Below are 11,446 nucleotides of genomic sequence, written 5' to 3'. Positions count from 1 at the left end.
AGCCAAGCCATGAAGCGCCTGTTCCTGCTGCTCGTTCCGGCGCTGGCGCTCATCGCTGCCGGCATGGCCTTCTGGCTGCTCTGGGCGGGACCCGGTCCGGCGACCGAAACGAAGACGATCATCGTCGAGCAGGGTTCGAGCCTCGCGCGCGTGGCCGATCAGCTTGAGCAGGCGGAGGTGATCCGCGGCGATGCGCGGACGTTCCGCGCCTTCGCGCGCTTCTTCGGCTCGTCCGATCCGGTCCAGGCGGGCGAGTTCCTGATCCCAGAGGGGCTGAGCGCCGACGGCATTTTGAACCTCCTGCAGCACGGTCGGCCCGTGCAGCGGCTCGTTACCATTCCCGAGGGCATGCCGTCGGTGCTGGTCCGCGAGCGTCTGATGCGCGTCCCCTATCTGACAGGCGCCGTCCCGTTGCCGGAGGAGGGCTCTGTCCTGCCGGACAGCTACACCTATCAGCGCGGCGAGACCCGCTCGGCCGTCCTGGGCAGGATGCAGGCCGCCATGCGCGCTGAGCTGGCGCGCCTGTGGGCACGCCGCCGACCAGGGATTGCCGTGTCCACGCCGCGCGAAGCGATCATTCTCGCATCGATCGTCGAGAAGGAAACCGCCAAGCCGTCTGAACGGCGGATGGTTGCGGGCGTCTACACCAATCGACTGAAGGCGGGCATGAAGCTCGATGCCGATCCAACGGTCATCTACCCCATCACGCGCGGGCGGCCGCTCGGCCGGCGCATCCTCCAGTCGGAGCTGCGCGACGATAACGGCTACAACACCTACGCGCGGGCGGGCCTCCCGGACGGACCGATCGCCAATCCCGGCCGCGAATCTATCGCGGCTGTTCTCGACCCCGCGCCGACGCGGGCGTTATTCTTCGTTGCCGACGGGACCGGAGGCCACATCTTCGCGGAGACCTATGAGCAGCACCGCGCCAATGTGGAGCGTTGGTATGCGCTACGCCGGGCCCGAGGCGAGATGTAGGGCAGACCAGAGCATGATCCGATCGGGTCGGATCGGAGCAGGCTCCCGGATCTCTCGAGCGAGACTTTTCCAGTTTTTCGGGCGCGTGCGCCCGACGTGACATGCTTCAGCGCAGCCACTTGCGCCTTCGTGCCGTCGAGGCAACCCACACCAGCAGGACAGCGACGATCAGCACGACCACACCGAGCCGCTGAACGCCCGCGCTGCTCGAGAACGAGACTGACTGTTTCGGCTCCGTATTGCAATGTCGCCGCCGGACGCGCTGTCATCGGCAGCGGTCGACCGAAGCGCTCGAAGCCGCGGGACGAGAGATGCGCTGGCCGCGACCGCTAGATTGGCAGTCGCCGGCGCTCCAATCCCGGACCCTCGACCATCGCGACCGGATCGACGGTGACCTTACCGGCGTGGGGGCTGGCATGGATCATCAGCAGGTCGTCGATCATCAGCCCGGCATGGTGGTCGAACAGGACGAGGTCGCCGCGGCGCAGCGGCGCCGATTGCGGCAGCGGGCCGCCGAGCGCGCGCATCTGCTCGGGCAGGCGCGGCGCGGCGAAGCCGCACAGGCCGAGGCACAACTGGACGAGACCGGCGCCGTCGATCCCGTAATGGCTGCGGCCGCCCGGGAGGAACGGTGCGCCGATCAGCCGCTCGGCGACGGTGACGGGGTCGCTATCATGCTCGTCGACCCGTCGCAGGTGGCTCAGCGAAACGCAGCCATATTCGGTGGTGAGGCAGGCGCCATGCTCCTCGCCATGAAGCCGCGCCCCCATCGGCAGGGTGGCGAGCAGGGGCGAAGTGATCTGGTCGTCCGCGGCGACCGGCGCGCACCGCTCGCACACGATGTGCGTGGCCGCGAGTGGATCGGTCAGCCCGATTGCCTCGACATAGCCGACGATATGATCCGCACCGCAATAGCCCCAGGCCCAGCCCGCGGCATATTCGAGGACGGCGAAGGGCTCGCCCGGCAGGAGCTCGGAAACCGCTTCGGCGTCCGGATCGGGATCGCGCCGAACGTAGGTGGAGTGGGCGCCGCAACTGCGCGTCAGGGGACGCGCATAATGAGAAGCGATGATCCGCCCCGCCAGGGCGATATCCGCCAGATCGTGCCTGAAGGCATGGATGCGGGAATCGAGCGGCAGTGATGGACCGGTCAACCGGAACCCGTCAGCCGTGCTGGAGGATGAGTCCCCGTTCCCGGGCAGCCTTGCGGCTGGAGCCGTCCTGCTCAAGGTTGCGTTCAAAACCGTCAAGAAATTCCTGCCCAGTGCTGGTCCTGGCGACGAAGACGTTGCGGCGGTCGGTCTCGTCGCGGACGCGCCGCAGATAGCCGAGCGAGCCGAGCGTGTTCAAGGCGCGTGTTATTACCGGTTTCGAGACCCCAAGGACGTGAGCCAAGCCCCGCACCGTGTGCGGGCCCGGAGTCAAATAGACCAGCAACATGAGCGCCATCTGCCGGTTAGTAAGATCGGGCTGGCCGGACCTGACATAGTTAATCAGCGTATGCATCCAGCTTCTGAGCGGTTGATCCGCCACGGCACCTGCTCCGAATCGCTCGAGGGTTCGACGTTACGGCCCTTAAACCAGCAAGCACCCGTTTCGTTTCCCGACTGATTGGATTTCCGCGAAAAATCAGCATCAAGCCGGTTCAGGCACGGTCCTGACGGTTCACGCCCCCCCTCTATCGCCGATAGCGTTGCCGCAAATGCTGCCAGGCCGCGCGCAGTCCAACGGCATCGCCTCCTTTGGGCCGCCCTGGCTTGGCGGAAGGCCGCCAGGCAAAGGTATCGAAATGGGCGAAGGGCAAATTTTCGGGCACGAATCTTTGAAGGAACAAGGCGGCGGTCACGGCCCCGGCGAAGGGAGTCTCCGAGACGTTCCCGAGATCCGCGACGTCCGAGGCGAGCATCTCGTCATAGGGCTTCCAGAGCGGCATCCGCCAAAGCGGATCGGAAACCTGACTTCCTCCCTCCAGCAGTCCCTGGGCCAGCGCGTCGTCATTGGCGAACAAAGCCGGCAAATCGGGCCCGAGCGCCACCCTCGCTGCACCGGTGAGCGTCGCGAACTCCACGATCAGCTCGGGCGTCCCCTCGGAGGCCAGCGTCAGCGCATCGGCGAGGATAAGCCGGCCTTCCGCGTCGGTATTGCCGACCTCGACCGTCAGGCCCTTGCGGCTCCTCAATATGTCGCCCGGCCGGAACGCCGCTCCGGAGATGGCATTCTCCACTGCCGGGACCACCAGGTGCAACCTGACCGGAAGGTTGGCCTTCATCACCAGGCGAGCGAGAGCAAGCGCATGCGCGGCTCCGCCCATGTCCTTCTTCATCAGGCGCATGCCGGCGGAGGGTTTGATGTCCAGCCCGCCGGAATCGAAGCAGACGCCTTTGCCGACCAGCGCCAGACCGGGATGGCGCTGGTCGCCCCATTCGAGCTCGATCAGACGCGGCGCGCGATCGGATGCCGCAGCGCGGCCGACCGCGGCGACCATCGGGAAGGCCGTTTCGAGCGCCTCGCCCATGGTGACGCGCAACTTCGCGCCGCACTCGTCGGCGACGCTCTCGATCGCCGCCTGAAGTTCGGCGGGACCGAGGTCGCCCGCCGGCGTGTTGACGAGGTCGCGGACCAGGCAGGTCGCTTCGGCGATCAGTATGTTCTCCTCGATCCGGCCCGGCTCGTCGCTGAGGAGCAATCGCGGTCCCTTGCGCTCTTTCTTCTCCCGATAGCGGTCGAACCGGTACTGGCCGAGCAGCCAGCCCAATGTCGCCGGGCCTGGGCTGCGGCCCTCCACGCGATAAATTCCCTCCGGCAGGCTTTCGGCTGCCCGAGCCAGGCACCAGGGGCTGAGTTCGTCGACATTGGCCACGCCCAGTGCTGCCGACCACCCGTCGCGCGGTTCAGGCAATATGGCGAGCTGAAATCCCTCGCCCTTGAAACCTTGGGCTTGCGCCGCCTGCCGCGCCCGCTCGGGCTGGCTCTGGATCCAGCCGCCGAAGCCCCTTTTGTCGACGAGGTGGAGCGGAGTCGCGGGCTGGCCGCGGTCGGGCTGGAGCAGGCTAGCGACGTCTGTCATGCTGGCCCACTACCGGAAGGGGGAGGGGGGTTCAAATGCATCGGATCTTCGTCCTTCTCCTCAACTTTCTGCGGGTCCACGCTCGATGGGCTTCTTGATCGAGGCGTGGCTCGTGCAGGACCGGGAATCAAGGCGATCGGTCAGCGGATCGCTGCGCCCCAAAGGGCGGTGACGATCGACGGAAACGGCACGGCCTATCGGCTGCCGGGGCTTCCCAACATGCATGTGCGTGCGGATTCGCGCGACGAGCTGACAGTCATGCGGGCGAACGGAATCACCGCGGCCCTGCACATGGGGAAAGCGCCGAACAGCTTTGGCGCTGCCGGGTCAGCGTTCGACCGGCACGCCGTAAAGGTCGTGCTCGTCGGCATCCTCGACCTCGACGGAGAGGATGTCGCCAGCCGAGGCGCCGTGGACGTCGCGAAGGAAGACCTGGCCGTCGATTTCCGGAGCGTCCGCCTTCGAACGTCCTGTCGCGCCGCCTTCCTCATCAACCACATCGACGATCACGTCGATCGTCCGGCCGATCTTCGCCTGGAGCTTGGCCGCGGAGATCTCTGCAGCCCTGGCCATGAACCGGGCGTAGCGTTCCTCCTTCACCGCTTCGGGAACGGCCCCCGGGAGCCCGTTGGCGACCGCCCCCTTCACCGGCTCGAACTTGAACGCGCCCACGCGGTCCAGCCGTGCTTCGTCGAGCCATTGGAGGAGATAGTCGAAATCCTCGTCCGTCTCGCCGGGGAAGCCGACGATGAAGGTCGAGCGGATCGCGATGTCCGGGCAGGTTTCACGCCAGCCGCGGATCCGCTCGAGCACCTTCACCTCGTTGGCGGGCCGTTTCATCGCCTTCAGCACCCTGGGGCTGGCATGCTGAAAGGGAATGTCGAGATAGGGGAGGATCAGGCCCTCCGCCATCAGCGGGATCACCTTGTCGACGTGCGGATAGGGATAGACGTAGTGCAGCCGCACCCAGGCGCCGAGGCGGCCGAGCTCACGGGCGAGATCGGTCATGTGCGCCCGCACCTCGCCGCTCTTCCACGGCCAGGCCGCGTGCCTGAGATCGACCCCGTAGGCCGAAGTATCCTGGCTGATCACCAGCAGCTCGCGCGTGCCGGCGGCGACCAGCTTCTCCGCCTCGCGAAGGATCGCGTCCGGGCGGCGGCTCACCAGGTCACCGCGAAGCGACGGGATGATGCAGAAGGCGCAACGGTGATTGCAGCCTTCCGAAATCTTCAGATAGGAATAGTGGCGAGGCGTCAGCTTCAGGCCCGCCTCCGGAACCAGGTTGAGATAGGCCGATGGCGGGACCGGAGCGGCGACATGGACGGCGCCGACGACCTCCTCATAGCGAGCGGCGCCGGTGATGGCGAGCACGTCGGGGAAGCGCTCGCGGATCAGATCGGCCTCTTTGCCCATGCAGCCGGTGACGATGACTCGGCCGTTCTCGGCGATGGCTTCCCCGATCGCCGCGAGGCTCTCCTCCTTGGCCGAATCCAGGAAGCCGCAGGTGTTCACCAGCACGACGTCCGCGCCCGCATAATCGGGAGACAGAGCATAGCCGTCGCTCCTCAGCTTGGTGAGGATGCGTTCGGAATCGACCAGGGCTTTCGGACAGCCGAGCGAGACCATCCCGACCTTGGGCGGCGAGGGGAGAGTGATTTCCATGAGCGGGGCGTGAGATAGTGGGTCCGGCCGCCTTTTCCTAGAGCCGCCACGTTCGCGGGCCCCGAGTTGGGGCCGGCTGCGGCTGGACTCGACGCGGCCCATGCCCCATTCGATCGGCGATGAAGACGATCGCCACGCTGCCCGCATTACTTCTCCTTCTGCTGCTCACGGGGCTTCCGGCGACGGCGGCGTACGCCGATGCGGACGAGGTGTCGCGCTGGCAGCGCCATGCCCAGGCGGTCACCATCACGCGCGACGATTGGGGCATTGCCCATGTCCGCGGCCGGACCGACGCCGACGCGGTGTTCGGAATGGTCTATGCCCAGGCGGAGGACGACTTCAACCGGATCGAGACCAACTATCTCGTCGCGCTCGGACGCCTCGCCGAGGCCGAGGGCGAGGGCGCGATCTGGCAGGATCTCAGGATGAAGCTGTTCATCCAGCCGGAGGACCTGCAAGCGCGCTATGCCGCCAGCCCCGAATGGCTGCAGAGCCTGATGACGGCGTGGGCCGATGCGCTCAATTTCTATCTCCGCAGGCATCCCGAGGTGCGACCGCGCGTGATCGACCGGTTCGAGCCGTGGATGGCGCTCAGCTTTACGGAAGGCAGCATCGGCGGCGACATCGAGCGGATCTCACTACCGGCGCTCGAGGCGTTTTACGGGGATGTCGGCCGGCGCAGCGCCGCTCTGTCCGCGGCTCCGCCCGCAAGGGAGCTCGAGCCGTCGGGGTCGAACGGCTTCGCCATCGCACCCGCGAACACGCGCGATGGCCACGCCCTGCTGCTCATCAATCCGCATACCAGCTTCTTCTTCCGCTCCGAGCTGCAGATGACGAGCGAGGAGGGGCTGAACGCCTATGGCGCGGCCACCTGGGGCCAGTTCTTCATCTATCAAGGCTTCAACGACCGGGCGGGCTGGATGCACACGTCGAGCGGCGTCGACGTCGTCGATGAATTTCTGGAAACGATCGTCCGCCGCGACGACCGGCTTTTCTACCGTTACGGGAGCGAGGAGCGTCCGGTCACGGTTTCCCCCGTTACCGTGCGCTACCGCACCGGCGACGGCACGATCGCCGAACGGCGGTTCGAGGTCTATCGCACCCACCACGGTCCGATCGTCCGGAGCGAGGGCGGGCGGTGGGTGAGCATCGCCTTGATGCACCGCCCGGTAGAGGCACTCAGCCAGTCCTTCCTTCGCACCAAGGCGCGAGACTTCCAGTCCTTCATGGAGGTGATGGAGCTGAAGGCGAACAGCTCGAACAACACCATCTTCGCCGATGCCGAAGGCAATATCGCCTATCTCCATCCGCAGTTCATCCCGCGACGCGATGATCGCTTCGACTATACCTCGCCCGTCGACGGTAGCGACCCGGCGACCGATTGGGGGGATCTGCATGCGCTCGACGAGGCGCCGCGCCTGCTCAATCCGCACAACGGCTGGATTCAGAACACCAACAACTGGCCCTTTAGCGCGGCCGGGCCGAACAGCCCGAGGCGCGAGGACTTCCCTCGCTACATGGACATGTTCGGCGAGAATCCGCGCGGGCTGCACGCCCTCGAGCTGCTCGGTGGAGCGCGCGGCTTCACCCTCGAATCCTTGCGCGCCGCCGCCTTCAATGAGTGGCTGCCCGCCTTCGAAACGCTCATCCCGCCGCTTGTGCGGGCGTGGGACGAGGCGCCGCAATCGAATGCGCTCAAGCGCCGGCTCGCCGACCAGATCGCCCTGCTGCGTGCCTGGCCGCAGCGCTGGGGTGTCGATTCGGTCGAGACCTCTCTTGCGATATTCTGGGCGACCGAGATGCTCGAGCGCGCCTCCGGCGGAGTCTGGGGTCCCGGAATGACCAGCTATGAGGCGATGGCGCGATTGCCGGCGGACGAACAGCTGGCGGCACTCGCCGCCGCTTCGGACCGCCTCGACCGCGAATTCGGCAGTTGGCGTACGGCCTGGGGCGAGATCAACCGGTTCCAGCGTCTAACCGGCGCCATTGTCCAGCCATTCTCAGACTCGGCACCAAGCATTCCCGTCGGTTTTCCCTCGGCGCGCTGGGGTACGCTCGCCTCGTTCGGGGCTCGCCCCTATCCCGGCACCCGGCGCTGGTACGGCACGAGCGGCAACAGCTTCGTCGCCGTGGTCGAGTTTGGCGACCAGGTGCGGGCGCTCGCCGTCACGGCCGGCGGCGAGAACGGCGACCCCGCCTCGCCTCATTTCAACGACCAGGCGGAGCGCTACGCCACCGGCAATCTTCGCGAGGTCTATTTCCATCCCGAGCAACTCGCCGGTCACGTCGAGAGGACCTACCGGCCTGGGGATTGAGCCGCCTTCAGTCCCGTGATGGAGCGGTGAAGTTGGCGTGGCCGGCTGCTGTCGGCAGGTCCGCCTCGCGCGGCAAGCTGGGAACGATCTCGATGATGCGGTCTCCGGCCTTCAGCGTCTCACACTCGCGCTCCCAAAAGCCAATCGGTTGCCCATCTCGATAGACGCGCACCCCCATGCCCGTGGCGATTGAGGCGAGAGGCTTGCCCAGCTCCTCGGGCCGGGCCTCGCGCTCCGACAGTCTGACACGGCCGTGGGTCGAGGCGAGGTCGGCAATATAATCCGAAATATTGGGTCCGTGGGCCGATCCGGCGAGCAGCAGTCCGGTAAAGCTGACCGGATTGATCACCGTCGTAGCCCCGGCCTGGCGAGCGAGCAGCTCATTGTCTTCGGCACGCACCGCAACGCTGATCCGCAAATTCGGCGCGAGGTGCCGCGCGGTGAGACAGATCAGGATTGAGGTGTCGTCGCGGCCGGCCGAGATCATCAGCACCCGAGCCTCGACGATCCTCACGGCCTCCAGCGTCTTGTCCCGAGTCGCATCGGCCTGCATCACCGCGCACCCCAGGGATTCGGCCGATTCCAGCGCCTCGGCATCGGGATCGATGACGACGATGCACGACGGGTCGGTCCCGCGCGCGATAAGCTCGCTCACCGCCTCGGACCCGCTGGTGCCGTAGCCGGCGACGACGACATGGTCGCGCAGTCGATTCTGGATTCGTGCCATGAGCCATCTGTCCCAGGTTCGCCGCAGCACGAACTGATAGGCCGTGCCGAGGAAGATCAGAATGAAGAAGATGCGGATCGGTGTCACCACGAGCGCGTCGAAGATACGTGTGCCGGCGGTGATCGGGACGACGTCGCCGTAGCCGGTGGTCGTGACGCTGACCATCGTGAAGTAGATGACGTCGCTGAATGAGACGTGGCCGTCGAGATTGTCGCGCAGACCGTCTCGCTCCAGCCAGTGTACCGCGATCACGAAGACGAGGAGGCCGATCACGAGGCCGACCCGCCAGCCCAGCTGGATCCAGGCCGAAGTCCGGGGCTTCCGCCGCAACGTGAGCATGTCGGGGCCCATGGGGCGGGGTTTCACGGCTGGTAGCGTGCGGCCAGCTCGCCGAGCGAGCGTTCATGGGTGAGGTCGAGGTGCAGAGGCGTGACCGAGACATAGCCGTCGGCGATCGCCTCGAGATCCGTGGTGTGCCCGGGCGTATGCATCACCGGTCGCAGTCCGAACCAGAAATAGGCGTAGCCGCGCGGGTCCTTCCGCTCGACGATGCGCAGCCGGCCATAATCGCGAATACCCTGGCGGACCACGCGGATGCCACGAATCTCTTGCGGCCGAATTGCCGGGAAATTGACGTTGACGAGGCTGTGCGGCGGCATCGGCTCGCCTATCAGCGGGCGCAGCACCTCGTCCGCCCAGGCTTCGGCGGCGGCGAAGGGGGCCGCGCCTTCGCCCGGTAGTCGCGCCGGGGCGTCGTCGACGGTGTCGCCCTGGCCCTCCCGCGCAAAGCTCTGGCTCAACGCGATCGAGGGGATCCCCGCAAGCGCGCCTTCCATCGCCGCGGAGACGGTGCCGGAATAGGTGACGTCCTCGCCGAGATTGGCGCCGCGGTTGACGCCCGACAGGATGAGGTCCGGCGGCGATTCCTTCATGATCCAGGAGATCGCCATCATCACGGAATCGGTGGGCGTTCCGGTGACGCAGAAGCGTTGGTCGCCCAGTTTTCGCAAACGCAGCGGTACGGTGAGGGTCAGCGAATGCCCTGCGCCGGATTGCTCCTCGGTCGGAGCGACCACCCAGATATCGTCGGAGAATTTGCGGGCGATCTTCTCCAGCACCTTGAGGCCGGTCGCGTTCACGCCGTCATCGTTGGTGAGCAGGATACGCATCGTTCCGCGAGGCTATGGACCGTGGGCTTTTTCGAGGCAAGCCGAAGCCGGCAACATCCGTTCCGCTGCCGCGTTGACCGGTCGACAGAGAAGGAGGAACGAATGCGGGTACCGCACAATAGCTGCGTTCTCGTCGCCGACGGTAGGAAGATGCTGTTCTTCCGCAACGAAGGGGACGGCGAGTTTCCGAACCTGGAGGTGGAGCGCAAGCGAGTCGACGACAATCCGAAGGATCATGAGCAGGGGACCGACCAGCCGGGCCGGGCCTTCGCCAGCGCAGGTTCGCCGCGCGCCGGCCTGGGCTCGCCCGGAGCGAACCATCGCAGCGCTTATTCCGAGACCGATTTCCACCAGCTCGAGGAAGACCGCTTCGCCGCCGAGGCAGCCGAGCTGCTGAAGGAGCGAGCGCTGCGTAACGATTTCGAGTCGCTCGTCGTGGTGGCGCCGCCCAAGACGCTCGGCGAGCTGCGCAAGCACTACCACAAAGAGGTAGAGAAGAGGCTCGCCGCCGAAGTGCCGAAGGACCTCACCAACATGCCGGTCGAGGAGATCGAGCGGATCCTACAGGCGCAGTAGTTCAGGGCCGGTGGTCGAGGCCCCGCCGTTTTTGGGTTGGGCGGGGCCTTGCCGTCGATCCTCGCGGCGGGCGCTCAGGCGGGTCGGCGAGCGAGCCGCCGGCGTGCGACCAGGGCTGCGGCGGCCGCGCCGAACAGCAGGATCATGGGCGGAGCGGGGACCGGAACGCCGCCAGTCGAGCTCGAAGTTGACCCACCGCTCGAAGTCGAGGAACTCGTACTCGAACTGGTGCTCGTACTCGAGCTCGTGCTCGTGCTCGAGGAAGTCGAGGTGCTCGTCCCGCCGAAGCTGCTGCTGGACGTGGAGGTCGAGCTGCCGCCTGTCGAGGTCGAGGTGGAGCTGCCGCCGGTCGACGTGGAGGTCGAACTGCCGCCTGTAGATGTCGAGCTTCCGCCCGTCGACGTCGACGTGGAGCTGCCGCCGGTGGAGGTCGAGCTGCCGCCGGTCGAGGTGGAGCTTCCCCCGGTGGAAGTCGAGCTGCCGCCGGTCGACGTGGAAACGCCGCCGGTGGACGTCGAGGTGGAGCCGGCCGACGTCGACACCGTGATCGTCGTGTTGCCGCCGCTCGAGCTGCCGCCGAAGAAGCCGCCGCTAAAGAAGCCGCCGCCGAATCCGAAGCCCCCGCTGCTGCCGCCGATGACGACCGGCACGCCGCCACCGCCACTGCTTGCCACCGCCACCGGAGGCGGCGGGGGTGGGGGCACGAACATCGGGGGGACGATCGTACGGGTTGTGACGGCGGGCGTCGGCGCCGGGCAGGCGACGCGGCGCACGGTACGGCGCACGACCCGCTGTGCCGATGCACGCTGGGCGGGGCGCACCTTGGCCTTCGCCTGGCTGATGACGGCAGGCCGGGGTGGCGGGTTTTCCGCCACGTGAACGGCGCCTCCGCCGATGATCGCGCCTCCGCAAGTGCAGGCGCAAAGTTTCGCCAAAGCCATCCTTACCGACA

10 protein-coding genes are annotated in these 11,446 nt (G+C 66.7%); 4 read left to right on the top strand and 6 right to left on the bottom strand.

Features of this window, described 5'->3' with window-relative positions; all coding sequences use genetic code 11:
- Nucleotides 1-9 precede the first annotated feature (9 nt).
- A complete protein-coding gene (gene mltG / locus EKM57_RS10875) occupies nucleotides 10-978 on the top strand; it encodes an endolytic transglycosylase MltG (RefSeq protein ID WP_129792526.1) in 969 nt (322 codons plus the stop codon).
- A 329-nt stretch (nucleotides 979-1,307) separates the two neighbouring features.
- Here the strand turns inward: mltG and EKM57_RS10870 are convergent, their stop codons facing one another.
- From EKM57_RS10870 to rimO, 4 genes are all read right to left on the bottom strand, one after another.
- Entirely contained in the window at nucleotides 1,308-2,132 is an 825-nt protein-coding gene (locus EKM57_RS10870) for an NlpC/P60 family protein (RefSeq protein WP_129792525.1), read from the bottom strand.
- A gap of 10 nt (nucleotides 2,133-2,142) precedes the next feature.
- Entirely contained in the window at nucleotides 2,143-2,484 is a 342-nt protein-coding gene (locus EKM57_RS10865; protein WP_129792694.1) for a MarR family winged helix-turn-helix transcriptional regulator, read from the bottom strand.
- A gap of 172 nt (nucleotides 2,485-2,656) precedes the next feature.
- Nucleotides 2,657-4,045 (bottom strand): M17 family metallopeptidase, encoded by a 1,389-nt coding sequence (locus EKM57_RS10860; RefSeq protein WP_129792524.1) that lies wholly within the window; start codon nucleotides 4,043-4,045, stop codon nucleotides 2,657-2,659.
- 327 nt (nucleotides 4,046-4,372) lie between these two features.
- Entirely contained in the window at nucleotides 4,373-5,707 is a 1,335-nt protein-coding gene (rimO, locus tag EKM57_RS10855; RefSeq protein ID WP_129792523.1) for a 30S ribosomal protein S12 methylthiotransferase RimO, read from the bottom strand.
- 119 nt (nucleotides 5,708-5,826) lie between these two features.
- Here rimO and EKM57_RS10850 point away from each other — a divergent pair, with 119 nt between their 5' ends.
- Entirely contained in the window at nucleotides 5,827-8,022 is a 2,196-nt protein-coding gene (locus EKM57_RS10850) for a penicillin acylase family protein (protein WP_129792522.1), read from the top strand.
- 7 nt (nucleotides 8,023-8,029) lie between these two features.
- On the opposite strand, the gene EKM57_RS10845 is transcribed toward EKM57_RS10850, so the two are convergent.
- Together EKM57_RS10845 and surE are read right to left on the bottom strand one after the other, a co-directional pair.
- Entirely contained in the window at nucleotides 8,030-9,100 is a 1,071-nt protein-coding gene (locus EKM57_RS10845) for a potassium channel family protein (RefSeq protein ID WP_129792521.1), read from the bottom strand.
- Nucleotides 9,101-9,111: 11 nt separating this feature from the next.
- Nucleotides 9,112-9,918: a 5'/3'-nucleotidase SurE gene (gene surE, locus EKM57_RS10840; protein ID WP_129792520.1), complete on the bottom strand. Its 807-nt coding sequence runs from the start codon at nucleotides 9,916-9,918 to the stop codon at nucleotides 9,112-9,114.
- Nucleotides 9,919-10,020: 102 nt separating this feature from the next.
- Between surE and EKM57_RS10835 the strand changes: the two genes are divergently transcribed.
- Together EKM57_RS10835 and EKM57_RS21855 are read left to right on the top strand one after the other, a co-directional pair.
- On the top strand, nucleotides 10,021-10,494 hold the full coding sequence (locus tag EKM57_RS10835) for a host attachment family protein (protein WP_129792519.1): 474 nt from the start codon (nucleotides 10,021-10,023) through the stop codon (nucleotides 10,492-10,494).
- A gap of 144 nt (nucleotides 10,495-10,638) precedes the next feature.
- On the top strand, nucleotides 10,639-11,373 hold the full coding sequence (locus EKM57_RS21855) for a hypothetical protein (RefSeq protein WP_165357344.1): 735 nt from the start codon (nucleotides 10,639-10,641) through the stop codon (nucleotides 11,371-11,373).
- Nucleotides 11,374-11,446: the final 73 nt, after the last annotated feature.

Origin of the sequence: Sphingosinicella sp. CPCC 101087 (assembly GCF_004151485.1) — a bacterium.
GTDB lineage: Bacteria > Pseudomonadota > Alphaproteobacteria > Sphingomonadales > Sphingomonadaceae > Allosphingosinicella.
The sequence above is the reverse complement of the archived record's forward strand: the minus strand, read 5'-3'. Positions and strand labels throughout refer to the sequence as shown.